This window comes from Allobosea sp. P4_E12 (assembly GCF_056401655.1).
In genome coordinates, this window is sequence record NZ_JBFUIY010000022.1 from 34578 (window position 1) to 60275 (window position 25698).

Below are 25698 nucleotides of genomic sequence, written 5' to 3' on the forward strand. Positions count from 1 at the left end.
GCCCGCAAAGCTAGAGTGCGTCGAGCCGGGTCAGCGTCAAGCCCTGCAGCTGCGCCGCGCCGGCATGAAGCAGCTTGCCATCGCTGCAGACCAGCCCACGTGCCAACGTCGGATCGCGCCGTGCACCTTCGATCGGGCCATGCCCGGCGATCGACGCCACCGCCTCGAAGATCATGCGGGAATAGCCGGTGGAGGCCGCTTCCGGGCTGGCACTGGGCAGGTTCTCCACACAGAAATGCGTGATGCCCTGCACCTGATAGACCGGGCTCAGCCAGGTCGTCGGCATGCTGGTCTCGATCGCACCGGCGCGATCGGCCGCAACATCGACGATGACGGCGCCCCGCTTCATCTCGCCGAGCATCGCGCGGGTGATCAGGTGGTCGCGCCGCGTCTTGTCCCAGAGCACACAGTTCACTACGAGATCGGCTTCCGGGAGATGCGTCGGCAGGTTGTCGACATGCAGTGCCGTGAAGTCGCGGCCGGGCCAGTCGAGCCTGGATTGCTCGAGCGCCAGGCAATCGATGTCGAAGCCCGCGACCGACATGCCCAGCCCGAGCAGCACTCGCAATGCGCCCCGCCCCGCCGTGCCCAGTCCGATGACCAGCGCGCGCGCTGGAGCCAGCCCGAAATGTCCGGCGAAATGCTTGCCTGTGCCGCTATGTGGGGCGAGCAGCAGGCGCGCGCCCTCCAATGCGCCGATCTCGCCGCCGAGCGCGCTGCTCGCCGAGAGCGGCCGCACGACGTGCTCAACGGCAAAGGCCGTGACCCCCGCTTGGAGCAGAACATTCAGGCGGGCGCGATTGGCCTCGCAATACAGGCTGGCGAGCAGGATATGGTCGCGCTTCAGCAAAGCCGGCTCATGCTGCTGCGGCTCATGGACCTTAACCAGCAGCCGCGCGTCCTGAAAGACGACCTGCGGAGCCGCCGCGATCCGAGCGCCTGCCCCCGCATAGAGATCGTCGCCGAAGCCCGCAGCCACGCCGCTTTGGGTTTCCACCACGATCTCGTGCCCCAGTTCGACCAGTCGCCTCACTTCCACGGGCCGCAGCGCGACACGCCGCTCATCTGGCTTGAGTTCGCGCAGAAGGCCGATGATCATTGCAAGCGATCCAATCAATAATGGTTGATGTAATTCAGTATACGTTCCCGTAATAGCGATGCAAGCGCAAATATTGCTTTAACATAGATACAAGGTATGCTTCTATTTTCTGCCAAGGATGCCAATGTAATGAATGTTGCTCCAATTGATCCTGGGTTGACCATCGGAACGACAGGCGCTTTTCGCCCGACATTGTTCGGCACGCAGCATATGGCGGTCGCCGGACATTATCTTGCGGCGCACGCAGCCTTCGCCATTCTGGAAGCGGGCGGCAACGCCACCGATGCGGGCGTCGCGGCGGGCATCGCTCTCGGCGTCGTGCAGTGCGATCTCGTCAATTTCGCCGGCGTCGCGCCAATCATCGTCTATGACGCGAAATCGGGCCGCACCAAGACGATCAGCGGCATTGGTCCCTGGCCGGCGCTGGCGGACCATGAGGTATTCCTGCGCGAGTACGGCGGCCTGATTCCGCCCGGCCTACTCCGCACTGTGGTGCCGGCCGCGCCCTCGGCTTGGGTCAAGGCTCTGCAGCATTTTGGCACGATGTCCTTTGGCGACGTCGCGCAGGCCGCCATCCGCTTCGCCGGCGACGGCTTCGTGATGTACCCGCTGCTCGCTGACATGATCGCCGATCATGAGGCCGATTATCGCAATTGGCCGTCGAACGCAGCCGTCTTCCTGCCGGGCGGCTGCCTGCCGCGGGTTGGGGAGATCTTCGTTCAAACCGATCTCGCGCGGACTCTCCAATACCTGGTCGACGAGGAGCGTGCGGCTTCCGGCAACGGCCGCATCGCCGGCCTGACAGCTGTCCATAATGCGTTCTATCGAGGTGACATCGCGAGCACGATCGATGCCTTTCACAGAAGCGAGGGCGGCTGGCTGCGTTTCGAGGACATGGCCCCTTTCGAGGCGGCGATCGAGCCATCGGTCGTCCGCAGCTTCGCCGGCGCCGAGATTCATACCTGTGGGCCCTGGACGCAAGGGCCGGTGATCCATCAGGCCCTGGCCTTGCTCGAATCCGACGAACTGCAGGCCTTAGGCCACAACTCGCCGGCCTATGTGCACCGCGTCACCGAAGCGCTGAAGCTTGCTTTTGCCGACCGCGAACAGTTCTACGGCGATCCGCGCCAAGTCGACGTGCCGCTGGATGTGTTGCTCGGGCCTGAGAACATCGCGGCACGGCGCAGCTTGCTGAGGGACTGGCAGGCCTGGCCCGAGATGCCGCCACCATCCTTCGGCGCGGGTGCCCCCAATGCCATGCCAGCCTCTACCGGCTGGCCCGAACTCCCCGGCGACACCTCCTTCGTCTGCGTCGTCGACAAGCACGGCAATGCCTTTGCCGCAACACCGAGCGATACTTCCTACGATTCCGTGCTTGTTCCCGGCACCGGGCTCTGCCCGTCTTCTCGCGGGACGCAGAGTTTCACCAGGAAGGGCCATGTCGCACAGGTCGCGCCACGCGTGCGGCCACGCCTGACGTGCAATCCCGCAATAGCGATCAAGCCCGGCGCCTGGACGATGCCCTTCGGCACTCCGGGTGGGGATGTGCAGTGCCAGGCCATGGTGCAGGTCCTGCTGAACCGGCTCGTCTTCGGCATGGATCTGCAGGTCGCTGTCGAGGCACCCCGCTTCGCCAGCTACAGCTTCCCCGGCGCTTTCCAGCCGCATGCCTATTTCCCGGGCCGTCTTGCCTTGGAAGGCCGCTTCGACAATGCGACGGTTCGCGAACTCGCGGACCGGGGGCATGACATCCAGGCTTGGCCGGACTGGACGCTGCGCGCCGGCGCTGTCTGCGCCATCCAACATGAGCACGCGACGGGCGTGAAAGCTGGCGCCGCCGACCCCAGGCGCACCTCCTACGCCGTGGGCTGGTGACCCAGCCGACACGGGCGCCTTGGCCAAAAAACCTCTCGTTTCCGGATCCCAGATGACGCCTTATATCGACAGCTATTACACGCGCACGCTAGCCGATCGTCGCGCGCGGCCGCCCCTCACCGGGTCAGAGAAAGCCGATGTCTGCATCGTCGGCGCCGGCTTCGCGGGCCTCACTACCGCACTCGAACTGACGCGCGCAGGCCGGTCCGTCGTGGTGCTGGATGCGCAGGCGGTTGGCTGGGGTGCGTCGGGGCGCAATGGCGGTTTCGTCAGCCCCGGCTATTCGCGCGGCCTATCATCCCTGGAACGGCTGCTCGGCGAGGAACCGGCGCGCAAGCTCCACGACCTTTCGATCGAAGGTATGACCATCGTCGCCGACAACATCCGTGACTTCCGTATGTCCGACGCGAAACGTGTCGACGGCATTCTGCGCGTCATCCGCTATCACGACCCCGATAGCATGCAGCGCACGCGCGAACGCCTGCAAACCCGCAACAACTACGGGCTGGATTTCTGGGACACCGCGACCACACGCGAAAAACTCGTCTCAAAGCGCTATTTTCAGGCGCTCTATGATCCCCAGGCCTTCCACATCCATCCGCTGAACTATGCCCGTGCGCTTGCTGCCGCGATCGAGGCCGGCGGCGGTCGGATTTTCGAAGGCTCGCGGGCGCTCTCGACACGGCTCGACACACCCGAAAAGGTCGTTTGCACCACGACCGGTGAGGTCCGCGCCGAGCATGTCGTCTTCGCCGGGGGCGGCTATACTGATCGTCTTGTGCCGCAATTGCGTCGCAGCCAATTGCCGATTGCGACTTACGTCCTGATTACGGAGGAAGCCCCCAACGCGCTCGCGGACAGCATCCGTATCCGAGCAGGCGTGGGCGATGATCGACGCGCCAGCGATTACTACCGCCTGGTCGATGACGGCCGTCGGTTGCTTTGGGGCGGTCGCATCACGGCGCGTACAAGCGAGCCGCGCCGCCTGGCCCAGATGCTGCGCAAGAGTATGGTCGAAACCTATCCGGAATTGGCTGACGTCGCGGTCGAAACGGCCTGGACCGGCCTGATGTCTTATGCCCGCCATCTCATGCCCCAGATTGGCCAGCTCCAGTCTGGCGTTTGGCATTGCCTTGGCTTTGGGGGCCACGGGCTCAATACGACGGCGATTGGCGGGCGTGTGGTGGCAGAAGCGATTACCGGGCAATCGGATCGTATTCGCTTGTTCGCACCATTTGGTCTTGCCTGGAACGGCGGCCCTGCCGGCGTCGCTGCCGCACAGGTCACATATTGGAGCTATCAGGCGATGGACTGGCTCCGCGAAACACGCGCGACCCAGCCGACCAATTAATGAATAGGCGGCCAAGAACCGCAGCAGTCGACTTCTCAGCAGCAGGCATCATACCTCCCATGACCTCCTTCTCCTACGCTTCACCCTATTCGGTCCGGCGCGTGCCGGTCATGGCCCGCAACATCGTCTCAACCTCGCAGCCGCTGGCGGCGCAGGCCGGCCTGCGAGCGTTGGCACGCGGCGGCAACGCAGTCGACGCGGCCTTGACGGCGGCGATCACGCTGACAGTAGTCGAGCCGACCGGAAACGGGATCGGCAGCGATGCTTTTGCTATCCTCTGGGACGGCAACGAACTACATGGCCTCAATGCCTCGGGTCGCTCACCCGCCGGCTGGACGCCCGATCGCTTCGCGGGGCGCCGGAGCATGCCCGAGCGCGGCTGGGAGAGCGTCACAGTGCCGGGCGCCGTCTCCGCCTGGGTCAAGCTCTCGGATCGCTTTGGCAAGCTGCCCTTCGCCGATCTCTTCGAGCCCGCCATCGAGTATGCCCGTAACGGCTTTCCGCTTTCGCCGACGATTGCCGTGCTCTGGCGCAAGGGCGCCGCAGTCCTGTCCGAGCAGCCGGGCTTCCGAGAGAATTTCATGCCGGGTGGGCGCCTGCCCCAGGCCGGCGAGATCGTTCGCAACGAAGGCCTCGCACGCAGCCTTGAGGCAATCGCTCGGACCAAAGGCGCGGCCTTCTATGAAGGCGAGCTGGCGGAGCAGATCGCCCGCTTCGCCAGCCATCACGGTGCGGCGCTGAGCCGCGAGGACCTAGCCGCGCATGAGGCCGATTGGTGCGGCACGATCTCGACGACGTTCCGTGGCGTCGACGTTCACGAAATTCCGCCTAACGGCCAAGGCATCGCCACGCTGATGGCGTTGGGCATGCTCGAACACACGAATATCGATGCCTACGCACCCGAAAGCCCTGAGGCCCTGCATCTCCAGATCGAGGCGATCAAGCTCGCCTTCGCTGATGTCGATGCCTATATCGGCGACCTCGCCACCATGAATGTTTCGACAGATCAGCTGCTCGACCGTGCTTATCTGAAGAAGCGTTCTGCCTTGATCTCGTCGACACGGGCACGCCTCGCTGAGGCAGGCGCCCCGACGACCGGCGGTACGGTTTATCTTACTGCCGCCGATGCCTCGGGCATGATGGTCTCGTTCATCCAGTCAAACTATAGCGGTTTCGGCTCCGGTATCGTCGTGCCGGGTACCGGTATCCACCTGCAGAATCGAGGCCTCGGCTTCACGCTGAAGCCCGGACACGCCAATCAGGTCGGTCCGCGTAAGCGGCCGTTCCACACCATCATCCCGGGTTTCGTCATGAAGGACGCGGAGCCCCTGATGAGCTTTGGCTTGATGGGCGGGCCGATGCAGGCGCAGGGGCATGTCCAAATGGTGCTGCGCACGTGCTGCTTCGGCCAAAACCCGCAGACCGCAAGTGACGCCCCTCGCTGGCGCTTCGTCAAGAACAATGCCGTCGCCATTGAGAGCGCGATGCCGCAAGCGGCTCTAAGCGCGCTGGCCGAGCTTGGCCATGCGATCACTCTAGAAGAGCCGGATGCGAGCTTTGGCTTTGGCGGCGCACAGCTCATCCATCGCCTTGAAGACGGTTATGTCGCCGGCTCGGACCACCGCAAAGATGGCTTGGCCGCTGGGTTCTAATGGGCCGCCCCCCGAAGCAGCGACCATTTTACGTCCGATGACAAGTTCTGATGATTTATATCGGGCGGCTATATCTCATCCAGAGTATAGCCGTCCTGATCGACCGCCCGGCAGAGCCGGTGCTTATTTTCCGGCGATGGTGACGACAACCTCGTCGAGATGCCAGAGGTCGCGGCGGCTCGGCCTCTTGCGCTTCGGGCGGGATTACGCCCGCCGGCTCCGGCGGACGGAACCGGGTCCGCGCGACATCTGGCACTAATTGCCAATCTTAAATGTGGCTCCTCCGGTTAAACTCCATGTGCCGATGATCGTGGAGCCGGCGTTGCCGCCGGCTTTCGGCCGTCTTGTGCGAGAAGACCGCTACAGCAAAAAGAGCCGTAAGCCCGATGAGGGCGTAAAGCATGGCGGTGACGCTCATTTCGCCAGGCTCAAAACAAAGCTCCATTCGGAGACAAATGAGCGGATTATCTGACCCCGCAGCCACAGCCCGGAGCCGGGGCGTGACGACGGACAAATTCCTGTCGGTGTTCGGTCTCGCCAGCCTGCGCGACCTGCCCGATCTCGAAAAGCTCGAGGATGCCGGCCTGCTGACCAAGGATTCCCTCCTGGCTGAGGAGATTCCCACGAGTGGCGCCGACGACGGGGAGGGCGATGCGGAACGCGACGGCCTCCCCTTTGATGACTCGGACCCGGCGGTGGAACTGAGCCGCGGCTCTGAACTCAGATCATGTCGGCGGAGCCGTCCGGGCCCTTGCATTCAAGCTGGGGCATCATTCAGCGCGAAGATTCTCGGCTCACGCTTTACCCGACCGCTTGTCAGGGACAACCTCGTACGAGATCTTTTGCCCGTCGCGCAGCTCGCGCATGCCCGCCCGCTCGACCGCGCTGATATGAACGAAAACATCCTGGCCGCCATCGTCCGGCTGGATGAATGCAAAGCCCTTGGTCGAATTATGATGCCGCAGGCCGGGGCGATTGCCATTTCTTGTTGGAATAGCGTATTCCTCCATTCTCGGTAGACTGGATTGACGTCATAAAGCTGGCAGACGTCGCCGCAGAGTGACGGAATTGGTCAAGCACCTTGCCGCCCCGTCTCTGCGAGACACCCAGACGGGGCGGGACCTTCCGTTGTGTTGAACGATGCTGCCCGAGAACCGGCAGGCCAGCGGTTCCGCCGCGAGCTTCGCCATTACGGGCTCGACGCCTCGCGGCGAAACCCAAATATTCACCGATCCTTGCGGGAGCGAATAACCTTGCTGCGCTATCTGTACACCATCTGGACCAACGATAGGGATAGCCGTAGAGAATGGTCCTCCCTGCACGCGCAAATCGGGCAAGGCAATGACAGTATCGAGCGACATCTGCAGCAATGAAGCCGCCGAAAAAACCTTTCATCGTTGAGTTCAAGCAGGCGCGCCATGCCCGCACTAAGCCGCAACTCTCAATGTGGGCCGCCGTCGATCTGGGAGGCTCTGCGGATAAACTGAATCTGGGCGCGGTGAAGATGGGTCCGCAGCAATCGCCCAACCCGTTTATTCTATCGGTTTCGCCTGAACCTCCAAAGGCTCAGCGAATCCTGCCCGCACTCGCATTAACTCCCGCCCTGGATCTGATGGAAATACCGCCCATCGTCACATCGGCCCCCGAGCGTAAAGATGACCCTGACGAGATGGGGGAGGCGCCGGTGGGATCGAATGCGCGTGCCACGGGGCCCGAGGGAGTTGGGTGCGAAGTGCCGAAGACGCGGTCGCGCCACGGAAATGGCGAGACTCTGCCAGCCGCGCAGCGGTGGAAGCGGCGACTACCGCGTATCTTGCGACAGGCAAAGTCTGCCTCCTGAACAGTCGATAGTGGGAATCGCGAGCGCCTCTTTGTGCCTGTCCGTCGTCAGATGATTTGAGACTGTTTGCGAGTTGCAGGTCAGAGGCTCTGGCTCATCTGGGTTGAGTTAGAGGCGGCCTGCAGCTGATGCTGCAAGGCTTTGCGACGGAGCCTGTCGATGTTCGGTTGCCTTGTTTTTGCCGTACGAGAGGCGCGTCGGTCAGACCGCTTCGAGCGCGACGGCGATTCCCTGGCCGACGCCGATGCACATCGTCGCGAGCGCGCGACGCTTGCCGGTGAGCGAGAGTTCGAGCGCGGCCGTGCCGGCGACGCGCCCGCAAGCAGGAACGCGATGAGTTTCAAATCCTGCCGGATGTGGAAGTAGAGAGGATTATCCTCATACTCGAATGACGAACGGTCCTTCACGTTCGACCGTTCAACATACCAAGTTATTCCTCCCAGGAGGATAAGCGCCCCTGCCGTGAACATTTGATTGTTCTCGCGATGTGTGGATTGTCAGAAAACCTTGAACCCGCCGCCAACCTTGCCGACGATGTGCGCACTCGTCCAGTTCACGTCTCACAAGCTGATTGACCGACGCAAAGTGAGAGTGGCCGTTTGCACCAGAACGTTACGCTAACCGACGGCTCAATTCCCCCAACGGCGCATCGCAGCAGATTCCGCAATTGCTATAAGCCCCCCGCAAAATGCCACGGCCATGGATGCGGAAACGAGACTATCGGCAATCAAAGCTCCGGATAGTGAAACCCCCAGCAGGAGAACCATAGGCAGCCAGGACGAGGTGCTGATGCAGACCGCTCCTAGCACGACCGTGCCAAGCGAGAAGACCAGTCCGCAGACTTCGTGCATGAATATTGTATGAGCGGAATGTGGATGGGGGGTCGTCCCGAAGCCACTGAGCCCCAGCATCACGAAGCAGGTGAGCACACCAAACGAGGCGGCCAGTAGCACTATAACATCACCCAGTCGCAGCATAATTCTCCGGGGGCAATCAACCTTGGGTGCCCCCAGTACTGCGCAATTACTTAGCCGGCCATTAACAGCAGCGGCGGCGCATTCCTCTACCGGTACCGTGGCCCAAATTTGGGACGGTAACGAGCAACGTGTTTCTAATTACTGCGCCATAATCCCATCAGCAGAACAGCGCGTTGGCCGCGTAGTACAGGAAGCGGACAGCCGACGCCCGCAGCGGCACGTGCAAGACGATGGTAGTGGCCTTGGCCCGGAAACTGCTCATCGCGACTGGCGACCAGCGGTATCGTTCCTGAGGGCATGGTGCTGCGCGCCGCATGAGCTCTCTGGTTCTTAACGAGACCCGCCGAAGTCACCTTCGGGCTGACTGTGGTCACCGAGCCGAAGTGGCGGCAACCCGATAGGGGACTTGGTCTTTGAGCCGCGGCTTAGAATGGGCCCGCCGCCCCGGAACTTCGCCGTCGAGCGCATGACTGCATCAAGGTCGCGATCCTCACGGATCGGCCGAATACAAGTTTGTGGCGCCGAACCGCGCCAACGTCGGGGTACCACTCTGATTAGCAGTTCGCTCACGACGACCTGCGCCGGTGACGTCCCGCTAAATCAAGAGCCTCTCTACGCAGCTGACGGCGCTCAGGGCCTGAGGCGCGCTCCAGCCTTGCGTATTAGGTGCCACATCGGGCGCATTAAATTGCAACTAAGTCCATTAGCCCCCTACGGTTGCCACGTTCGGCCAAGGAAACAGGCGCTGCCCTTGGAAGATTATCTGCCGTGATACCGACGTGCTGGCATCTATCGCCCGCATCAGACCTGCGATCAGCGCGTCGCCGTCGATCGGTTGCGCCAGCCATTCGAGCGCCAGGATGAAATGGGGCCGAGCCGTCGTGTAGATGGGATGATCGGTCGTGCGCGTTCCCAGCCGGACAGTCGCAACCCCGGCCTCGTTCCAATCGTCCACCTCGCGGGCCAGGATGCTGCCGATGTCACCTGGCGTGGTCAAGCTATCGAAGCGTGCGACGGTGATCCAATCTGCATCGAGCAGATCGCGAGGCGTCGTTGCCTTGAGAGCCAGCGTGTGTGAAGCGGCATGCCGTTTGACCCCCGATCGGCGCCCAAGGCTCACCCATCAAATCGGCGGCAGGTTCCTGAATCGATTAGAGAATATTCGAATTACGTGGGGTCACGCAGGACGCCGATTCACGGGTCAAATTGGATGCCTATTCACACGCACAGCATCTCATCGGTCATCGGAGGTCTCTCGGTTCACGGTTGGATCTCGCAACCCAAACCTAACCGGCAACCGCCGATGACCGCCTCAGCTACACCACCTTGCGGGACACGACCTACGTAAGCCGCCGGCGGCATGCCGAAGCCACGCAGAACCACGAATGTGCACGTGCTTGACGAACCATAGCGCGAAACGCTCTCAGGGCTTCTTTTTCCCCGCGATTTCCATGTCCCAGATCCGAAACGCCTGAACCATCTGGTTGAGCTCGAGCGGCATCTCGACAGGAACCGAGGCGATCAATGCCTCGTATTCCTCCCGACCGAACTCCGCCAATGTCTTCTGGCTCGCGGCGGGCGCGGCCGAGAGCGGCACGTTCTTCACGGCTGGACCTGGATATAGGTAGCCCTCGTCATAGGCGAGCGCCTGCTGCTCCGGTGAAAGCATAAACGACACCAGATCGAGGATGACCGCCATTCGCTCGGGCGCGACGCCGGCGGGTACGGCGACGAAATGCGCGTCTGCGATGAAATGCGACCCCTTGAGTGCGATCGTCTTGGCCTCCTTCGGCACGATGCCCAGCGCGCGCGGGTTGATGTCCCATCCCATGGTCGAGGTGATCATGTCGCGGGAGCCGTCGCCCAGCTCCTTCATCGTCACGGCGGTGCCGGTCGGGTAATACTCGATGAAGTTATTGAGCTCGCGCAGATAGGCCCACGTCTTGTCCCAACCCTTGGCAGGGTCCTTTGGATCGGTGTCCTTGAGCAGATAGGGCAAGGCCATGAGGAAGCCGCGCGCCGGTCCCGAATTCGACGGCCGGGCGTAGAAGAAGCGGTTCGGGTTCTGCCGGCACCAGTCGAGCAGTTCGGCCGCGGTGGTCGGGGGCGATTTCACCCGGTCGGGCATGTATTCGAGCAGGGGTCCCGACGGCGTGAAGGCAATGCAGACGCCCTGTCCCTGGGTGACGGCCTGCATGCGCTGGACGTCAGGGGCATAGATGTCGGCGAGTTTGGGCAGGGCCGCGGCGTGGTCGGGAAACAGCTTCGTCCAGACCTGCTGCTCTGCGCCCGCTGAAATCGCGTCGGTGCCGACCAAGGCGATGTCGATGTCGACGCGGTTGGCCGCCTGCTGGGCCTTGAGCTTTCCGGGCAGCTCGGGCGAGGGCGCCTTGGTGAAGACGAAGCGGCCGACGAGGTCGGGCCTCGCCTTGCGGTAGTTTTCGAAAACTGGCTGCGTCAAAGCCAGACTTCCGGCTGCGTCGATGACGGATATCGTCAGGGGCGATGCCGGCTTCGCGACCTGCCCGCGGGCGCCCGGGGCCGAGGCGGCAAATGCCGTCGCGGCCGCCAATCCGCCGACGAAACGGCGCCGATCGATCTGGTTGGTCATCTCTTCCCTCCTGTTTGATTTGTTTTGTTTCTTGCGTTGCCGCCTGCGCTGGCCCGCGCCTACAGGCGCTTGCCAAATCTCTCGAAGCTCGCAGCCAGCGGCGTGGTTCCCGCGCCGGGCTGCTGCGGCAGCGCATAGAGGCCGCCCTCCACCCGGATCGGCTCCTGGAAATGGTCCTTGATCCAGGGAATGTACTCCAGGATCGTCGAGGCTGGGTGCCAGTAGGACAGGTGCACATGCACTTGGCTCATCTCGCCCGCATGGGGCACGACCGGCAGGCGATGCGCGTGGGCGAGGTCGGCGACCTGAATGTATTCGGTGATGCCCGCGAGCCTTGTTACGTCAGGCTGAACGTAGGTCAGCGCACCGGCTGCGAGAAAGGTTTTGAAGGCGTCGAGGGTGTAAAGCTGCTCGCCGAGCGCGATCGGGATCGAGGTCGAGCGGGCAAGGGCCGCATGACCCGCCACATCATCGTACCAGAGTGGCTCCTCGAACCAGAAGATGTCGAGGGGCTCGGCCTGCGCGCAGAAGCGCATGCAGGTCGGCAGATCCCATTTGCCGTTACCGTCGATCGCCATGCGCACGCCTGGACCAATCGCCTTGCGGACGGCAGCGAGGCGATCGATGTCGACATTGGGATCGTCATGGCCGACCTTGACCTTGATGCGTGTGAAGCCGTCGACCTCAACGGCCTTCTTCGCTCCCGAAATCAGGTTTTCCCTTGAAAAGGACAACCAGCCAATATCGGTGTTGTAGGCTTCCAGCGCCTTGACGCCCTGGCCACCGAGGAATTTCCATAGCGGGAGCCCCGCCTGCTTCGCAGCGAGATCCCAAAGGGCGACATCGACGGCCGCGAGCGCCAGATGCGTGATGCCGGCGCGCCCGACCCATTGCAGCGCAGGAGAGCGCGCAAGCTTCGTCCAGAGCCGCGAGCGGTCGTTGGCGTCCTCCCCGATCAGCAACGGCGCATAGGAGGTTCCGATGCAGGAGGTGATCAGGCGATCGGATGCGATATGGGCATGGGTGCCCGTGAAGCCGTAGCCCTCCAGCCCGTTATCCGTCCGAATACGTGTGCCGACGACACCCCAGTGGGTGATGCTGTGGGTGGAGTCCGAGATCGAGCTCTGCGTCAGTGGCAGGTGCAGGATGAACGGTTCGACGGCGACGATCTTCATGGGGGCCTTAAAGTGTTCCTGGAGGGGGATGGGCGAGCTCAGTGAAGCAATTGCGCGAGAAAGCTACGGGTGCGCTCATGACGCGGGCTTGAGAAGAAGCCCTCCGGCGGCGCTTCCTCGATGATCCGGCCCGCGTCCATGAAGACGACGCGGTCGGCCACCTGACGAGCAAAGCCCATTTCATGGGTGACGCAGATCATCGTCATGCCGTCGCCGGCGAGCGCGACCATTGTGTCAAGCACTTCCTTGACCATTTCGGGATCGAGGGCCGAGGTCGGCTCGTCAAACAGCATCACCTTGGGGTTCATACATAAGGCGCGGGCGATCGCGACCCGCTGCTGCTGGCCGCCCGAGAGCTGCGAGGCGTATTTATCAGCCTGGTCCTCGATGCGCACCTTGCGTAGCATCGCGAGTGCTTCGGCCCGCGCCTCTCCGGCGGGGCGGCCGAGCACCTGCATCGGCGCCAGCGTGCAATTCTCCAGCACCGTCAGGTGCGGGAACAGGTTGAAGTGCTGGAACACCATGCCGATATCGCGGCGTAGCGCAAGCAAACCGCGGCGGCTCGACATCAACGGCGCGCCGGCGACGCTGATTTCGCCAGATTGAATACGGTCGAGCCCATTGATGCAGCGGATCAGGGTCGATTTGCCTGACCCCGAGGGTCCGCATACGACGATCCTCTCGCCACGGGCGACGCGCAGATCGACGTCATCCAGCGCCTTGAACGGGCCAAACATCTTGGTGGCCTTCCGCACGCTCACGAACGCCGCGGAATCTGCGAGGGACTCGCTTGTCATTGTGATCCTCCGGCAAGGACCATAATCGGAGCCTTCTCCAAAATAAAATAGAAAATTTTTTATTTTCGATATTGCATTATCTGCCCGCGGAGCGATCATGGCGACATGAACTCGGTCGTCCGCGCCACCTTGTCCGATCAGGCCTATGAAGAATTGCGCTCGCGCATCCTCTCCGGGGCTCTACCTAGCGGCAAACGACTCCTTCCCGAGGAGCTCGCTATCAGCCTTGCCATCAGCCAGACGCCCATCAAGGAGGCGCTGCTGCGGCTGGAGGCGGACGGTCTCGTCGTGTCCGCGATGCGCAAGGGGGCAGTCGTGCGGCAATTCACCTTCGCAGATGTGGAGGAGCTCTATGAAGGGCGCATGCTGATCGAGCTCAACGCCGTAGGCCGCCTCTTCGAGCTGCACGCGGTGAGCACCGATCTGCTCGGCGAATTGTCGCGCTGCCTTGAGACCCATGAGTTCTACGCGCGGCGCGGCTCGCTCGACGACATCACCACCGCCCTCGTCCACGATCGCAAGTTCCATAGCGCCCTTATGGCGGCTGCCGGCAACAGGCTCATCTGCGAATGGCACCAACGAATCCTGGGCCAGACCCATACGGTCTTCGTCTATCTGGCCGGTGACTACAGCCGCTCGGCCGACGAGCACCACGATATTCTCGACGCGCTGAAGGTCGGCTCACCCGACCAGACTCGCGAAGCTCTGCGCCGGCATCTCCTGCGCAGCCGCGACAACGCGCTTGAAAATGTGAGCCGCTCAAAACTCAGCGAGACAAAAGAGCCCTGAACGGGCCGCGTGCGTTCCGTCGCACATCCCGGAGAACACGATGAACTATCTGGACTTTTCTGGCGCGCTCGCTCGCTGGCCGCAATTCGTCGAGGGCGGCATCTACACGACAGCTCTGTCCTCGATGGCGATGGCGCTGGGGTTGGCGATCGGGATCGTCGGCGCCGCGATGCGTCGCTCACGGGTGCGTCCGCTGCGCGTGGTCTCGGCGGCTTACGTAGAACTCATCCGAAACACGCCGTTCCTCGTCCAAATTTACATCATCTATTTCGGGATGCCCTCCGTTGGCATCAGGATCAGCGCGCTGACGGCGGCGCTGATCTCGCTCTCGGTCTATTCCGGCGCCTACATTACGGAAATCGTGCGGGCCGGCATCGACAGCATCGACAAGGGACAGATCGAGGCGGCGCGCACGCTGGGCCTCTCGCCCTATCTCACCTTCCGCCATGTCGTGCTGAAACCGGCCATCGCCGCGATCTACCCCTCTCTGACGAGCCAATTCATCCTAATCATGCTGGCATCGAGCATTGTCTCCGCCATTTCGGTGCCCGAGCTGACCGGTGCGGCCAACGACATCCAGGGCTTCACCTTCCGCAGCCTTGAGGCCTTCCTGATCGTGGCGGGCCTCTACATCGCCCTGACAGCCATCTTCCATGGCGTATTCGCCTTGGCCGGCCGCAGTGCCTTCGCCTTCCGGCATGCGGGTCGCTAACGCCGATGTTCCAGACTTACTCCCTCTACCATGTCGGCTACCTCGCGCAGGCAGCGCAATGGACACTCCTGCTGTCGCTGATCGCTTTTGCCGGCGGCGGCCTGCTCGGAGCCGGACTGACCTTGATGCGCGTCTCGATCTTCGCGCCCTTGCGCTGGATCGCCAGGATCTACGTCTATCTGATCCAGGGCACGCCTCTGCTGGTGCTTCTATTCATCGCCTATTTCGGGGTATCCCATCTCGGGTTCGACTTGCCGGCCATCGTTGCCGCGGGGCTCGCGCTGACGCTCTATGCGGCAGCCTTCCTGACCGACATCTGGCGCGGCGCGATCGAGTCGGTCGGGCGCGGCCAATGGGAGGGCGCCGACGCGCTGGCGTTGAGCTGGCCCAAGGCGATGCGGTTCGTCATCCTGCCGCAGGCGTTGCGGCTCGCAGTCCCCCCGACAGTCGGCTTTTCCGTGCAAGTGGTGAAGAACACAGCGCTCGCCTCCGTCATCGGCTTCATCGAGCTGACGCGAGCCGGACAGATCGTCTCCAACTCCACCTTCCAGCCACTCAGCGTCTATCTGACGGTCGCTGCCCTGTACTTCGTCATCTGCTCGCTGCTGTCGCAGACAAGCCGCTGGCTGAGCGTGCGCATGAACATCCATGCGCCCCAGAACAATGCCACGCCATGAAAGGGAGAGACACGTGAAGACTATCCAGGCTCTTGCGCTCGGAACGGCGCTGCTGCTGGGCTCGACGTTCGCCGCGTCCGCCCAGAACCTGCTCGACGACATTATCAAGCGCGGCACGATCAATGTCGGCGTCGGGCTGGGCACGCCGCCTTTCGGCCTCACCAACGAGAAGATGGAGCCCGACGGCTATGACGTTCAGCTCGCCAAGGCGGTCGCGCGCGATCTCGGCGTCAAGCTGAACATCGTCGATACCGTCGCCTCGAACCGCATCCCCAACATCACCAGCGGCAAGCTCGACATCGTCATCTATTCCTTTTCGATCACCGCCGAGCGCGCCAAGACGATCGCGTTCACCAACACAGTCTTCGTCGACCAGCAGGTCTATCTCGGGCCAAAGGACAGCAAGGCCGGCGCTCTGGCAGAGCTCAAGGGCAAAAAAATCGGCGTCACGCGCGCCAGCACCAACGATATCGCCATGGCGCGTGCCAATGTCGAAGGGGTCATCGTCCAGCGCTACGACGACGACGCCTCGACCACCCAGGCGCTGCTTTCGGGTCAGGTCGACGGTATCGTCACAAGCGGCGGCCTGTCGTCTGCGGTGCGGGGCCGGAACCCCAATCTTGAGAACAAGTTCGTCGTTTCGCAGGCTCCGATGGGCATCGGCCTCAAGCGCGGAGAGCCGGACCTGTTGCATTGGCTCAACACCCAAATCTTTATGATGTGGACCAATGGCGAGATTCAGGCGCTGCAGAAGAAATGGATGGGCTTCGAGAACGCCGAACTGCCCCGGTTCTGATGCCAAGAACTGGGCCGGCGCAGATTCGGCTCCGCCCGCCTCTCTCACAAATCCAGGACCGTCACGCGATGTCTGATGCTATCTCCGCCCGCCTCGAGCAGTGCTATACCGGTGTTGTCCATGACGTCATGCGCGCGATGGGCCACTCGAACTTCACCTTGCCGGTCGAGCTCCACCCCCTGATGCCGGAACGCCGGCTCGCCGGCCCGGCCTTCACCATCGATGGCCGCACCGATCCGAAGGCCGATCCCCACGAGACCTTGCTGGCCTGGACGGGGCTGCTCTCGAAGGCCAAGCCAGGCCATATCTGGGTGTCGCAACCCAACGACATGACGATCGCCAATATGGGCGAGCTCTCGGCCGAAACCCTGAAAAACAAGGGCCTGCGCGGCTGCGTCATCGACGGGTTGATCCGCGATGTCCAGTTCCTGCTCAACATGGAATTCCAGACCTGGTCGCGCGGCCACACACCCCGCGACATCGTCGGCTACTGGCTTCCGCGCGCCGTCGAGGTGGACATCCGGATCGGCGGCGTGGTGATCGCGCCGGGCGACTATCTCATCGGCGATCGCGACGGGCTGATCCGTGTCCCGAAGGCGCGCGTCGAGGACGTAATCGATGCCGCGCAGACGGCGATCTCGGCAGAGAACCTCGTGCGCAGCGCGATTCTCGCCGGTGTCGATCCGCAGGAAGCCTATCTCCGCCACGGCAAGTTCTAAGGGGTTGCTCACGTGAGGATCACCGATATCGAGGTCCGCTGCTGCCAGCGCAAGCCGGAGCATTTTCAGGCTGCCGCCTTCCGCACGGGCGATTTCGGCAACTTCGAATTCCTGGTGGTGACGCTGAAGACCGACAGCGGCCTGTCGGCGACGACCTTCGGTTTCGCCGGCCGGTCCGCGCCCGGTGCCGGCCAGCTCATCGCCGACACCTTGCGGCCCTTCTTCATCGGCCGCGATCCGCGCGATCGCGAAAAAGCCTGGCACGAGTTCCGAACCGCCGATCGCTGGTGGGGGCATCTGCCGATCTACGCCTATGGCCCCTTCGACACCGCGCTCTGGCTGCTCAGCGCGCAAGCCGCCGGCCAGCCGCTCTACAAATATCTTGGCGCCTATCGCGATTCCGTTCCGGCCTATGGCAGCTCGATGATCCTGAAGGAGCCCAAGGACTACGCAGCCGAGGCGCTGCGGGCTCAGGCAGAAGGCCTGCGCGCCTACAAGCTTCACACGCCGGGCAACGATATCGAGGAAGATCTGGAGGCCCATCGGCTGGTGCGCGAGGCGGTGGGCGCGACATTTACGCTGATGTCGGACCCCGTCTCGACCTATAATCTCGAGCAGGCGATCCGCTTCGGTCGAGCACTGGAGAAGCTGGACTACTACTGGTTCGAGGAGCCGCTCTACGACGAGGATGTGCATTCGCTGCGCGAACTCAGCCGGACGCTGGAGATCCCGATTGTTGGGACCGAAGTCCTCGCCAAGCATCCCTACAGCATCGCCGAATGCATCGCGACACGCGTCGTCGATCGGGTCCGTGCCGACGTGTCCTGGACCGGCGGCGTAACCGGCGTCATGAAGACCGCGCGGCTGGCGGAAGCCTTCGGCGTCAATTGCGAGGTCCACACCTCGATCTTCCACCCGATGGAGATCGTCAATCTGCACTGCTGCGCGGCGATGAAGAACTGCGATTTTTTCGAGGTTCTCTATCCGATCGAGGGCTTCGCCTTTGGATTGAAGGAGAAACTGCCGATCAGCGACGGTCTCGCGACGCCGCCGGCCCTGCCTGGTCTCGGCGTCGAGATCGATTGGGACGACGTCGATCGCATGACCGTCAAGATCGTTTGAGGTGAGATGATGAAAGCCCTCTCCATCGACCGCCCCGGCTCGGTATCCTTCACCAAACGGACTGCCAGCCTGCCGGGCCCCGCAGAGGTCGAGGTTCGCATCGACTTCATCGGTTATTGCGGCTCGGACCTGAACAGCTTCCGGGGCAGGAACCCGCTGGTCGCCTATCCGCGCGGGCCCGGGCACGAGATATCGGGCACCATCGCGTCGCTCGGTGCCTCCGGCACGGGGCAACTCGTTGCCGGGCAACGCGTGACGGTGCTGCCCTATTTCAACTGTGGCCAATGCCGTGCCTGCCGCCTCAAGCGCCCCAATGCCTGCCTCAAAAACGAGACGCTCGGCGTGCAGCGCGAGGGGGCGCTGACCGAGCGGATTTGCCTACCGGTCAGCAAGGTTATCCCCGTCGAGGGCATACCCGCGCGCGACGCCACGCTGATCGAGCCGTTGGCCGTAGGCTTTCATGCGGTGCGACGTGCGGAGGTGACCTCCGAGGACCTCGTCGTCGTGCTCGGGTGCGGCGTCATCGGGCTCGGCGCCGCGCTGGGCGTGCTCGACCGGGGCGGGACGGTCGTCGCCGTCGATCTCAGCGCCAAGAAACTCGTCACCGCGAGACGACTCGGCGTCCAGCACGTCGTCGATGCCTCGCGAGAGGACGTCGCCACCCGCGTTGCCGAACTAACCGGCGGCGAAGGTGCGCCCGTCGTGATCGAGGCCGTCGGCGCCGAGGAAACCTTCCGCCAGGCGGTCGAATTCACTGCCCAATGCGGGCGCGTTGCCTATGTCGGCTACGCCAAGAACCCGGTCGCTTACGAGACCCGGTTCTTCGTGATGAAGGAGATCGACATCAGGGGTTCGCGGGGCGCGGAACTGCTCGATTTCCATGACGTCATCGCCTATCTGCGGGCGAACCCCACGATCGGCGATGTGCTCGTCACGCGCGTCGTGCCGCTGTCAGAAGCTGCCCAGGCGATGATCGACTGGGATGCTGATCCCGGCGCCTACACCAAGATCCTGATCGACGTAGGAGACCGTTCGTGACTGCATCCCACCCGCTCGATATTTTCTCGCTGAAGGGACACCACGCGCTGGTGACTGGCGGCGGCAGCGGCCTGGGCCTGGGCATCGCGCGCTGCTTTGCAGCGGCCGGAGCTAGAGTGACGCTGGCAGGCACCAATGCGCAGAAGATCGAGAAAGCGGCGGCAGATCTGGGCGGCGAGACCGGTTCTCTACCTTTCGACGTCACACGCGTCGACGAGGCCGAGGCCTATGCCGAGGCCGTCTCGCAGCGTTTCGGGCCGGTCTCGATCCTGGTGAACAACGCGGGCAACACGATCAAGAACCCCATTGCAAAGATGACACCCACCGACTTCAGGACGATCCTGGACGTGCATGTCCATGGTGCTTACGCCCTGTCGCGCGCTTTCCTCGCCCAGATCGAGCAAGCCGGGAACGGCTCGATCCTATTCACCGCCTCGATGAGCTCCTTCCTCGGCATTCCGAACGTGATCGGCTATTCGGCTGCGAAGGCCGCCTATGTCGGAATGGTCCGGGCCATGGCGACCGAGCTCGCGCCGCAGAAGGTCAGGGTCAATGGCGTCGCGCCGGGCTGGATCGACACGCCGCTGTTTCGGCAGGCAACCTCGACCGACCCTGACCGAAAGGCCAAGATCGACGGCCGCATCCCGATGAAGAGCTATGGCACCGAAGCCGATATCGGCTGGGCGATGACGTATCTAGCCTCGGCGGCCGCGGCCTATGTCACAGGCCATATCGTGGTAGTCGATGGCGGCGCTCTACATGGATTCTAAGCAATCTCGGAAGCACCAATTTGTTTCGCAACCTCGACTTTCGTCCTCACGTCGCGATCGAGTGGGCGTTGCGGAATCGCTGCTGGGGAAGAATAGTGGCATTGTCACATTAACTCCCGGCGGGCGCCAAGGGGAGCATTCGGCCCCATGACAGGCTCAGGCCGTGACGCCAGCCATGACTTTCCAGTGCGCCATGGCGCGCAGACGATGCAGAGGGGTGGTGACGGCGGACCGACGGGACGAACAGATTGCGGACGGCGGAGAAGACGGGGACAAAGCGCTGCCGGCTCCCCGGGGAACGAAAGCCTTGCATCGTCCGCTCGCGCTTTCGGGGGGCAGGTGTGAGTTCTCGGCGCGGCTATTGAGACCTTGTGCGCGCGATGCTCCATCTCCGGCATGGCGCTTGTAGCTGATGGTCGGCAGGGTCATGCACGCCCACCTACAGGGCTTGCCGCCATGCCGGAGTTCACGTGACAACGCCCCGCGGAGGGCTTGGATCAGTTGGCGCGATGAGGGCGCGCCTTAAAATCGGCGATGAAGTCCGCCAGCTCAGTCAGGCGACGTAGTACGTGGCCACTATCTGAAGCCTCGGCACGGATTGCAAAAATCGCCTGGCCAGTAACCTGAACCAACGGAGCAAATTCGGGCAGCGTGAAGGTCATCAGCATCGTCTTGAGCGTCTCTTCGGCGTCGCCGTAGCGATTGAGATACAGCCGCACACCCTCAGTGGTCTCTTCTGTCGAGGCGCCATGCAGTTGCCCGTAAGCATCCGCAGCTGCCCAGATCGCAGCGTGGAATGCCAACTTGTTTTCGACCATCCGGTCCGCGCTGCCGCCAAGTTTGGCGCTAATCGAAGCGGCCGTGGTGATCATGTCGAGGAAATCTTCCAGGCGAGCGGCGACCATGCCCGCCTTGGAAATCTTCGGCTTTCTGGGGAAAAGGTTGAACACGGGTACTTCTGTCACAGACGGCGGCAAAGCGCATAAATTCCGCCGTTGCGCTAACACGCCGCCTCGAACTGCAGCTTGTGCTTTGTAGCCATTGAGTTGTTATTGTGAGCCAATTGCCAGCGCTGCTCGCTTAACCGCGAATTGGCGGCAGAAACCGGCGCGCTTGTTTCTTTTTGCCTGAATCAGGACGTCCAGGACCTCGCCTTCGGAGTCAACGGCCCGCCAAAGATAGACCAGGCGACCGTCGATCTTGAGATAGACCTCGTCCAGGTGCCAAGTGGCGTGAGGCTTTGGTCGGGGGTGGCGGAGATCGGCGGCGATCCTGGGTCCGAAATGGTTCACCCAGCGGCGCACCGTCTCGTAGGACACGGCAATTCCGCGCGGCCAGCAGATCCTCGACGTCGCGGAAGCTGAGGGTGAACCGGAGATACAGCCAGATTGCCTGCTGGATGATCGCGGGTGGAAAGCGTTAACCGCTGTAACTGATCTTTGCCATGCTCAATGGCTACCAACCTGACCGAGGCGCAACAACTCCGCTACGCCGTGACAATGCCAACTGGACGATGAGTTGGCCCCCGGCACTTGGCGAAACTCGCACGGGGCCAGGAGACCAGACGGCGCATCAAGACCGGCTCGGTCCTTGTGCGCGAGCATGATGGGGTCAGCCATGAGGTCGTGATCGTGCCCGGTGGCTTCCTCTGGAACGGCGAGACGCATCGCAGCCTCTCGACGCTGGCCAAGCGCATCACCGGGACAACCCGGAATGGCCCGCGCTTCCTCGGGCTGCGACAGCAGCCGGCGGCGAGGCCACGCCATGAACCGCGAACCCGCCGTCAGGCCGCAGCGCTGCGCGATCTACACGCGCAAATCGACCGAGCATAATCTCGATCTCGCCTTCAACCCGCTCGATGCCCAGTGGGAGGCCCGCGAGGCCTACATCAAGAGCCAGGCGCATGAGGGCTGGAGCCTCGTTGGCGATCGCTTTGTTGATGGCGGCTTGTCTGCGCGGCGTGAGCCGGAGACAACAGAACCGATTTGGGCCCACTCGCAAGCTCGCCAGACATCGCCACTATGGGTATTCCTCAATAGCTCGAAGCTTCGGTACATACATCAGATTTCCCAAACCGAGTTGATCGAGCTCCTTCTTGCCCTCTTTCAGAATGACTGCATCGGGCCGCATGTGGCTCGGGATGACTCGCTTGAGCTTCGGATTACCGTTCGTAAGGAGGCGAGCCACCTGAGCGAACTCCGGCGGATCGCCGGCGAGGCCGAGAATCGCAAGGTCGGGCTTGTAAAGTGCGGCATAGAGCGGCAAGTCACCCAGCAGCGTGGAGTGGCCATTGTAGAACACAGTGAAGCCGTTCTCGAACGTAATGAAGAAAGCCACCGAAGGGCCGCCGTCTGCCCCGGACGGCAGCGTGTTGTCATGGCCGCTGGGCGCGATCTTGAAGGTGATCCCCTTCAACGTGAACCGGTCACCGATGCCGGCACGGCGGAACTGCTCCTGCTTGAGGCCATTCGACACCAGCCAACGTCCGAGGGGGCCGGGAGTGATGACGGTTGCGTCGGACTGGGCAGCAATTTCGATCGGATTGCCCATGTCGTCGTTATGGGCGTTTGGCACGAGGATGAAATCAGTTGGCGTGAGGTCGGCGAGCGCGATCGGACCGTCCGGGTTGCCCAGCCAAGGGCTGGTGAGTACGACTATGCCCTTCGGCGAGGTCAGCCTGTAGAATTCATGGCCGAGCCACTCCACCTTCACCTTCCCGCCTTCCTGGGCTGACTGTGCCAGCGCGGCGGCGGACAAAACAACGCCGAAGGCCAGCGAAATGCTGGCCATGACGAATTCATGAATTTTCGTGCAAGTATGGCCTGTTGGCATTGGAGTTAGCCTCCACGAGATCTTGGACGAAGTCGTCCCACCGGGTCATGAGATACCCATTCAGCAACCCTGCCTGCAGCGTCATGTCAGTTGGACGGCTCGACGCAATGGATATTAAAGGGCTTGCGAACGCCGCAAAGCTTAAATTCCCCGCCCGCATACCGTCAACGGGCATCGTCACGGGAATGGTTCGATCTGAGCGTGGCACGATAGGGGTGTTGTCCATAATATCTATCGACCGCCAATCACCACCGATCCATAAAGTCCCAATTCACCATTCCCGAAAAATCAGCTGGGAACAGAGATGGCTAGACCAATGGCTATTGTCACGGTGAAACTAACTGCAAGGATGTAGGGGTAGTCAGCGCACGGGTAGCCAAGGAGTGCTGCCACCATGAAACCGATCACTACCTGCGCCTTGATAGGACGCGCTTTAGCCGCTCTCGGCAGCGCTCCCGCCCAGTTCCAGCCGATCAAAGACGGCAAATTCCGGCTACAGTTGCAACTTCCCGAAGGGCGGCGACGTGCTGATTCAGTACGGCACGAGCTCGCCCGACAGAAACTTCGTCGTCACGATCAACGGCAAGCAGCACGCCTACGGCTCGGGCAGCTACTTCATCGCCCCGGATGACGACAGCGCTCCGACCTTCTTCTTCCAAAGCAACATGACGCGCTGGACGGATGATAGTACGAAGGAAACGGTGACCTGCAAGGAATGGCGGGAGCCACGCTCGTGAGCAACGTCGTCGACCTGTTCAAGGTGAAGAAGACGCCTCCGACCCCGCCAAGTGAGCCGCCTCAGGGCTATCCCCGCTTCGTCTGCCAGGAGACCGAGCCGAAGAAGGGTGCCCATGTTCGCGGCACGCTCTGCGTCGGGGCGCTCTATCTCATCGCGATCCTGCCGGCGACTGAGCTGCATCCCTGGCTCGGCATCGCCTGCACGGCGGTGGCGGCGTGGACGATGGTCTCCACCTTGATCTCCGGCGTTCCCGGCTTCTACCGTGTGGCCGAGTGCCTCGATTGCGGTACGGAGATCAAGATTGCGACCCACGCTAAGGGCATGAATTGCGAAGGCTGCCAGCGCCGCGTCGTGCTGCAGAAGGATAAGAAGCTGCGCTACGTCTGAATGAACTGCACATGGGGGGAGTCCGATGTACGTGCTCGTGACGTCCGATGGCTGCTATGTCCGGAAGGACGACAGCATGATCAGCTTCGTATCCGATCCCCATGAGGCGACGCGCTTCCCGACCAGGGAGGCGGCCTCGGAAGTCCAACCCGGCGATGGCACCGGCTTCCAGGGCCGCGTCGTGATGCTCACCAGCGCCTGCCTCGTCCATGAGAGCCGCCTGGCGCGACGCTGACGACTTTTCCTGTCGCGGGTGGTTGCAAAACGATGAGGCGGTCAGAATTCAAGCACGGCCAGAAATGGCGCGTTGTCCACAACGGCTTCAGGCTCTACGGCATGAGGCTGAGCGGACCGAATTGCTATCAGAGCTGGAGCATGGTCCTTCCGGTCGGAACGGTACTGACCTGCGCCGGGATCGGGGCGAGCCTCGGCGGCGACGTACCGATGATTAAATGGCTCGGCGAGCACGGCGAGGCCCTGAATGGCTGTGGGTTCAAGACGACCGGCAGCATATGGTCGAACGTGCCCGTCGAAGACTTCCTGGAGCGGGTCGCGAAGCAGAAGGCCCACTGACTTTTCCTGTCGCGAATTGCTCTGGCCTGGAGTGATTCACGGCTTCAGCAATACGAATGGCGGCGTGATCAAACGGCTTCACACTGCCCGCGCCTCCGAAGGCGGCGTGATGGCCGCCCGCCTCGCGGCCGCCGGCTTCAGTGGGCCCGACGTTATTCTGGAAGGTAAGTTCGGCTTCTTCGAAGCCTTTACCCGCGCCCCGAAGCTGGACGAGCTGCTGCGCGGCCTGGGCGAAACTTGGGAAACCGAGCGAATCTGCACCAAGTGCTACCCCCTGCCATATCTTCGCCCATACGCCGGTCCGGACGCTCGTCGAACTCAAGCAGCAGCAGGTGATCCGCTCCCAACGAGAGGTCCGATTTGATTGTTAGTGGATGGTGGGTCTGGCGGCTAGCGCGGGCGGCGTCGCTGGTCTGGGTTGCGCAGCCGCCCGCGCGGTCATGGCTGGCGCGAAGACCTCCGGGGCCGGCGGTTTGTAGCCAAGTGAACCATGCGGGCGCAGCGTATTGAAGTGGCGTCGCCAGCTTTTGATGACGCTTCAGCCAAGGTATAGAAGATTTCGCCATCCAGAAGCTCATCCCGGAGCCTGGCATGCCGGGACGTTCGCTGATTTTCATCAGGGACTTGGTTGTCTGATCGAGTGGCCAGCGCCTGAGGTCGCAGCGAAATTGATCCTCGCTCGCCATTCCGAACTTGATGGCGATCACTACGGCTGTTTGACGGACGCGGCCGAAGCGCTTGAGGCCAAATACGCGTTAGCCGCGACATTGGCGCTAAGAGCGATGATCGATTTCGCGCTCGATAAGACCCGCGCCAAGCGTTATCCCCACGCGGCCCGGCACCCGCAAACCTGTGCTGAGCTTGCAAGACGGATCGGGGATTTCAAAGGGCATACCGATCACGATACCTACATTGCGACGCTCAAGGCGAAGCATGGCCGCAAGAGCGGTTTCTGGAACGCGTGATGATCCCTGCGCTGGGCGGCTGATGCCGAGCCGTCGCATTTCGCGCTAGATCGTGGAACGGCCCCGGCCGAGTTGGCGGGCAGCTTCTGCGGGGGAGGTTCTGGCTTCGATCAGCTTGATGACAGCATCGACCTTAGACGCGTCGGGCGGCTGCCACCTGCACGCTCTCCTTTCGCACTGTGCGATACCGGTCTTGGTCCGG

Annotated in this window: 28 protein-coding genes and 5 pseudogenes; 21 read left to right on the forward strand and 12 right to left on the reverse strand. The window is 62.5% G+C overall.

Features of this window, described 5'->3' with window-relative positions; genetic code table 11:
- Window positions 1–10 precede the first annotated feature (10 nt).
- Entirely contained in the window at window positions 11–1099 is a 1089-nt protein-coding gene (locus AC1DW9_RS24655) for an alanine dehydrogenase (RefSeq protein ID WP_441507988.1), read from the reverse strand.
- A gap of 129 nt (window positions 1100–1228) precedes the next feature.
- Here AC1DW9_RS24655 and AC1DW9_RS24660 point away from each other — a divergent pair, with 129 nt between their 5' ends.
- Genes AC1DW9_RS24660 through AC1DW9_RS24670 form a run of 3 tightly spaced genes read left to right on the forward strand, consistent with a single transcriptional unit; the run spans window position 1229 to window position 5977 of the window.
- Window positions 1229–2974 carry a gamma-glutamyltransferase family protein gene (locus AC1DW9_RS24660; protein WP_476776824.1) on the forward strand — a complete coding sequence of 582 codons (1746 nt, stop codon included), beginning with the start codon at window positions 1229–1231 and terminating at the stop codon, window positions 2972–2974.
- 52 nt (window positions 2975–3026) lie between these two features.
- On the forward strand, window positions 3027–4325 hold the full coding sequence (locus AC1DW9_RS24665; protein WP_476776825.1) for an NAD(P)/FAD-dependent oxidoreductase: 1299 nt from the start codon (window positions 3027–3029) through the stop codon (window positions 4323–4325).
- Window positions 4326–4384: 59 nt separating this feature from the next.
- Window positions 4385–5977 (forward strand): gamma-glutamyltransferase family protein, encoded by a 1593-nt coding sequence (locus tag AC1DW9_RS24670; protein WP_441507985.1) that lies wholly within the window; start codon window positions 4385–4387, stop codon window positions 5975–5977.
- Between the two features lie 71 nt (window positions 5978–6048).
- On the opposite strand, the pseudogene AC1DW9_RS24675 reads toward AC1DW9_RS24670, so the two are convergent.
- Both AC1DW9_RS24675 and AC1DW9_RS24680 read right to left on the reverse strand, forming a co-directional pair.
- Window positions 6049–6169, reverse strand: a pseudogene (locus AC1DW9_RS24675) (DDE-type integrase/transposase/recombinase); the annotation flags it as partial.
- A gap of 602 nt (window positions 6170–6771) precedes the next feature.
- Complete coding sequence (locus tag AC1DW9_RS24680) at window positions 6772–6942, reverse strand: cold-shock protein (RefSeq protein WP_441508018.1); 171 nt, start codon at window positions 6940–6942, stop codon at window positions 6772–6774.
- Window positions 6943–7346: 404 nt separating this feature from the next.
- On the opposite strand from AC1DW9_RS24680, the gene AC1DW9_RS24685 reads away from it, so the two are divergent.
- A complete protein-coding gene (locus tag AC1DW9_RS24685; RefSeq protein WP_476855204.1) occupies window positions 7347–7817 on the forward strand; it encodes a hypothetical protein in 471 nt (156 codons plus the stop codon).
- A 159-nt stretch (window positions 7818–7976) separates the two neighbouring features.
- On the forward strand, window positions 7977–8183 hold the full coding sequence (locus tag AC1DW9_RS24690) for a hypothetical protein (protein ID WP_441507983.1): 207 nt from the start codon (window positions 7977–7979) through the stop codon (window positions 8181–8183).
- A 1314-nt stretch (window positions 8184–9497) separates the two neighbouring features.
- Here the strand turns inward: AC1DW9_RS24690 and AC1DW9_RS24695 are convergent.
- From AC1DW9_RS24695 to AC1DW9_RS24710, 4 genes are all read right to left on the reverse strand, one after another.
- Complete coding sequence (locus AC1DW9_RS24695; RefSeq protein WP_476776826.1) at window positions 9498–9914, reverse strand: hypothetical protein; 417 nt, start codon at window positions 9912–9914, stop codon at window positions 9498–9500.
- A 303-nt stretch (window positions 9915–10217) separates the two neighbouring features.
- Window positions 10218–11405, reverse strand: a complete 1188-nt coding sequence (locus AC1DW9_RS24700; RefSeq protein ID WP_476776827.1) for an extracellular solute-binding protein — start codon at window positions 11403–11405, stop codon at window positions 10218–10220.
- Between the two features lie 59 nt (window positions 11406–11464).
- The gene (locus AC1DW9_RS24705) at window positions 11465–12580 is read right to left on the reverse strand and encodes a mandelate racemase/muconate lactonizing enzyme family protein (RefSeq protein WP_441507980.1); all 1116 of its coding nucleotides are present in this window, start codon (window positions 12578–12580) and stop codon (window positions 11465–11467) included.
- A 38-nt stretch (window positions 12581–12618) separates the two neighbouring features.
- Window positions 12619–13377 carry an amino acid ABC transporter ATP-binding protein gene (locus tag AC1DW9_RS24710; RefSeq protein ID WP_441508017.1) on the reverse strand — a complete coding sequence of 253 codons (759 nt, stop codon included), beginning with the start codon at window positions 13375–13377 and terminating at the stop codon, window positions 12619–12621.
- Between the two features lie 105 nt (window positions 13378–13482).
- Here AC1DW9_RS24710 and AC1DW9_RS24715 point away from each other — a divergent pair, with 105 nt between their 5' ends.
- The 8 genes from AC1DW9_RS24715 (at window position 13483) to AC1DW9_RS24750 (ending at window position 20000) form a co-directional block, all read left to right on the forward strand.
- Window positions 13483–14166 carry a GntR family transcriptional regulator gene (locus AC1DW9_RS24715; RefSeq protein ID WP_476776828.1) on the forward strand — a complete coding sequence of 228 codons (684 nt, stop codon included), beginning with the start codon at window positions 13483–13485 and terminating at the stop codon, window positions 14164–14166.
- Between the two features lie 40 nt (window positions 14167–14206).
- Window positions 14207–14878 (forward strand): amino acid ABC transporter permease, encoded by a 672-nt coding sequence (locus tag AC1DW9_RS24720; RefSeq protein ID WP_441507978.1) that lies wholly within the window; start codon window positions 14207–14209, stop codon window positions 14876–14878.
- A gap of 5 nt (window positions 14879–14883) precedes the next feature.
- Window positions 14884–15555, forward strand: a complete 672-nt coding sequence (locus AC1DW9_RS24725; RefSeq protein ID WP_441507977.1) for an amino acid ABC transporter permease — start codon at window positions 14884–14886, stop codon at window positions 15553–15555.
- A gap of 13 nt (window positions 15556–15568) precedes the next feature.
- Window positions 15569–16351 (forward strand): transporter substrate-binding domain-containing protein, encoded by a 783-nt coding sequence (locus tag AC1DW9_RS24730; RefSeq protein WP_441507976.1) that lies wholly within the window; start codon window positions 15569–15571, stop codon window positions 16349–16351.
- 68 nt (window positions 16352–16419) lie between these two features.
- A complete protein-coding gene (locus tag AC1DW9_RS24735; protein ID WP_441507975.1) occupies window positions 16420–17070 on the forward strand; it encodes an RraA family protein in 651 nt (216 codons plus the stop codon).
- Between the two features lie 12 nt (window positions 17071–17082).
- Complete coding sequence (locus tag AC1DW9_RS24740) at window positions 17083–18192, forward strand: enolase C-terminal domain-like protein (protein ID WP_441507974.1); 1110 nt, start codon at window positions 17083–17085, stop codon at window positions 18190–18192.
- 9 nt (window positions 18193–18201) lie between these two features.
- Window positions 18202–19230, forward strand: coding sequence for a zinc-binding alcohol dehydrogenase family protein (locus AC1DW9_RS24745; protein ID WP_441507973.1), 1029 nt, complete (start codon window positions 18202–18204; stop codon window positions 19228–19230).
- The gene (locus AC1DW9_RS24750) at window positions 19227–20000 is read left to right on the forward strand and encodes an SDR family NAD(P)-dependent oxidoreductase (RefSeq protein WP_441507972.1); all 774 of its coding nucleotides are present in this window, start codon (window positions 19227–19229) and stop codon (window positions 19998–20000) included. Before AC1DW9_RS24745 ends, AC1DW9_RS24750 begins: the two co-directional genes overlap by 4 nt.
- A gap of 156 nt (window positions 20001–20156) precedes the next feature.
- On the opposite strand, the pseudogene AC1DW9_RS24755 reads toward AC1DW9_RS24750, so the two are convergent.
- From AC1DW9_RS24755 to AC1DW9_RS24765, 3 genes and pseudogenes are all read right to left on the reverse strand, one after another.
- Window positions 20157–20398: pseudogene (locus AC1DW9_RS24755) on the reverse strand (DDE-type integrase/transposase/recombinase); the annotation flags it as partial.
- Between the two features lie 99 nt (window positions 20399–20497).
- Window positions 20498–20950: a hypothetical protein gene (locus AC1DW9_RS24760; RefSeq protein WP_441507971.1), complete on the reverse strand. Its 453-nt coding sequence runs from the start codon at window positions 20948–20950 to the stop codon at window positions 20498–20500.
- A gap of 156 nt (window positions 20951–21106) precedes the next feature.
- Window positions 21107–21404: pseudogene (locus AC1DW9_RS24765) on the reverse strand (IS6 family transposase); the annotation flags it as partial.
- Between the two features lie 128 nt (window positions 21405–21532).
- On the opposite strand from AC1DW9_RS24765, the gene AC1DW9_RS24770 reads away from it, so the two are divergent.
- Together AC1DW9_RS24770 and AC1DW9_RS24775 are read left to right on the forward strand one after the other, a co-directional pair.
- Window positions 21533–21832, forward strand: a complete 300-nt coding sequence (locus AC1DW9_RS24770) for a DUF2924 domain-containing protein (RefSeq protein ID WP_441507970.1) — start codon at window positions 21533–21535, stop codon at window positions 21830–21832.
- Window positions 21765–21953 (forward strand): annotated as a pseudogene (locus AC1DW9_RS24775) (recombinase family protein); the annotation flags it as partial. The gene AC1DW9_RS24770 and the pseudogene AC1DW9_RS24775, both read left to right, overlap by 68 nt.
- A gap of 66 nt (window positions 21954–22019) precedes the next feature.
- Here the strand turns inward: AC1DW9_RS24775 and AC1DW9_RS24780 are convergent.
- Window positions 22020–22790: an MBL fold metallo-hydrolase gene (locus AC1DW9_RS24780; RefSeq protein WP_441507969.1), complete on the reverse strand. Its 771-nt coding sequence runs from the start codon at window positions 22788–22790 to the stop codon at window positions 22020–22022.
- Window positions 22791–23356: 566 nt separating this feature from the next.
- Here AC1DW9_RS24780 and AC1DW9_RS24785 point away from each other — a divergent pair.
- The 5 genes from AC1DW9_RS24785 to AC1DW9_RS24805 all read left to right on the forward strand — a co-directional run bounded on the left by AC1DW9_RS24785 (window position 23357) and on the right by AC1DW9_RS24805 (window position 24895).
- Entirely contained in the window at window positions 23357–23569 is a 213-nt protein-coding gene (locus AC1DW9_RS24785) for a hypothetical protein (RefSeq protein ID WP_441507968.1), read from the forward strand.
- Window positions 23566–23958, forward strand: a complete 393-nt coding sequence (locus AC1DW9_RS24790; RefSeq protein WP_441507967.1) for a hypothetical protein — start codon at window positions 23566–23568, stop codon at window positions 23956–23958. The genes AC1DW9_RS24785 and AC1DW9_RS24790 overlap by 4 nt, the downstream gene beginning before the upstream one ends.
- Before the next feature lie 25 nt (window positions 23959–23983).
- Window positions 23984–24193 (forward strand): hypothetical protein, encoded by a 210-nt coding sequence (locus AC1DW9_RS24795; protein ID WP_441507966.1) that lies wholly within the window; start codon window positions 23984–23986, stop codon window positions 24191–24193.
- Window positions 24194–24225: 32 nt separating this feature from the next.
- Window positions 24226–24531: a hypothetical protein gene (locus AC1DW9_RS24800; RefSeq protein ID WP_441507965.1), complete on the forward strand. Its 306-nt coding sequence runs from the start codon at window positions 24226–24228 to the stop codon at window positions 24529–24531.
- Between the two features lie 64 nt (window positions 24532–24595).
- Window positions 24596–24895 carry an MmgE/PrpD family protein gene (locus tag AC1DW9_RS24805; protein ID WP_441507964.1) on the forward strand — a complete coding sequence of 100 codons (300 nt, stop codon included), beginning with the start codon at window positions 24596–24598 and terminating at the stop codon, window positions 24893–24895.
- Window positions 24896–24898: 3 nt separating this feature from the next.
- Here AC1DW9_RS24805 and AC1DW9_RS24810 read toward each other — a convergent pair.
- A pseudogene (locus AC1DW9_RS24810) lies at window positions 24899–25131 on the reverse strand (integrase core domain-containing protein); the annotation flags it as partial.
- 35 nt (window positions 25132–25166) lie between these two features.
- Here AC1DW9_RS24810 and AC1DW9_RS24815 point away from each other — a divergent pair.
- Window positions 25167–25496 (forward strand): DUF6880 family protein, encoded by a 330-nt coding sequence (locus tag AC1DW9_RS24815; protein WP_476776831.1) that lies wholly within the window; start codon window positions 25167–25169, stop codon window positions 25494–25496.
- Window positions 25497–25698 lie beyond the last annotated feature (202 nt).

What these genes read in the sequence shown, in the direction of transcription:
- AC1DW9_RS24655 (WP_441507988.1), bottom strand. Translation starts at nt 1,099, where the DNA reads ATGATCATCGGCCTTCTGCGCGAACTCAAGCCAGATGAGCGGCGTGTC.
- AC1DW9_RS24660 (WP_476776824.1), top strand. Translation starts at nt 1,229, where the DNA reads ATGAATGTTGCTCCAATTGATCCTGGGTTGACCATCGGAACGACAGGC.
- AC1DW9_RS24665 (WP_476776825.1), top strand. Translation starts at nt 3,027, where the DNA reads ATGACGCCTTATATCGACAGCTATTACACGCGCACGCTAGCCGATCGT.
- AC1DW9_RS24670 (WP_441507985.1), top strand. Translation starts at nt 4,385, where the DNA reads ATGACCTCCTTCTCCTACGCTTCACCCTATTCGGTCCGGCGCGTGCCG.
- AC1DW9_RS24685 (WP_476855204.1), top strand. Translation starts at nt 7,347, where the DNA reads ATGAAGCCGCCGAAAAAACCTTTCATCGTTGAGTTCAAGCAGGCGCGC.
- AC1DW9_RS24690 (WP_441507983.1), top strand. Translation starts at nt 7,977, where the DNA reads ATGTTCGGTTGCCTTGTTTTTGCCGTACGAGAGGCGCGTCGGTCAGAC.
- AC1DW9_RS24700 (WP_476776827.1), bottom strand. Translation starts at nt 11,405, where the DNA reads ATGACCAACCAGATCGATCGGCGCCGTTTCGTCGGCGGATTGGCGGCC.
- AC1DW9_RS24705 (WP_441507980.1), bottom strand. Translation starts at nt 12,580, where the DNA reads ATGAAGATCGTCGCCGTCGAACCGTTCATCCTGCACCTGCCACTGACG.
- AC1DW9_RS24710 (WP_441508017.1), bottom strand. Translation starts at nt 13,377, where the DNA reads ATGACAAGCGAGTCCCTCGCAGATTCCGCGGCGTTCGTGAGCGTGCGG.
- AC1DW9_RS24715 (WP_476776828.1), top strand. Translation starts at nt 13,483, where the DNA reads ATGAACTCGGTCGTCCGCGCCACCTTGTCCGATCAGGCCTATGAAGAA.
- AC1DW9_RS24720 (WP_441507978.1), top strand. Translation starts at nt 14,207, where the DNA reads ATGAACTATCTGGACTTTTCTGGCGCGCTCGCTCGCTGGCCGCAATTC.
- AC1DW9_RS24725 (WP_441507977.1), top strand. Translation starts at nt 14,884, where the DNA reads ATGTTCCAGACTTACTCCCTCTACCATGTCGGCTACCTCGCGCAGGCA.
- AC1DW9_RS24735 (WP_441507975.1), top strand. Translation starts at nt 16,420, where the DNA reads ATGTCTGATGCTATCTCCGCCCGCCTCGAGCAGTGCTATACCGGTGTT.
- AC1DW9_RS24745 (WP_441507973.1), top strand. Translation starts at nt 18,202, where the DNA reads ATGAAAGCCCTCTCCATCGACCGCCCCGGCTCGGTATCCTTCACCAAA.
- AC1DW9_RS24780 (WP_441507969.1), bottom strand. Translation starts at nt 22,790, where the DNA reads ATGGCCAGCATTTCGCTGGCCTTCGGCGTTGTTTTGTCCGCCGCCGCG.
- AC1DW9_RS24795 (WP_441507966.1), top strand. Translation starts at nt 23,984, where the DNA reads ATGTACGTGCTCGTGACGTCCGATGGCTGCTATGTCCGGAAGGACGAC.
- AC1DW9_RS24800 (WP_441507965.1), top strand. Translation starts at nt 24,226, where the DNA reads ATGAGGCGGTCAGAATTCAAGCACGGCCAGAAATGGCGCGTTGTCCAC.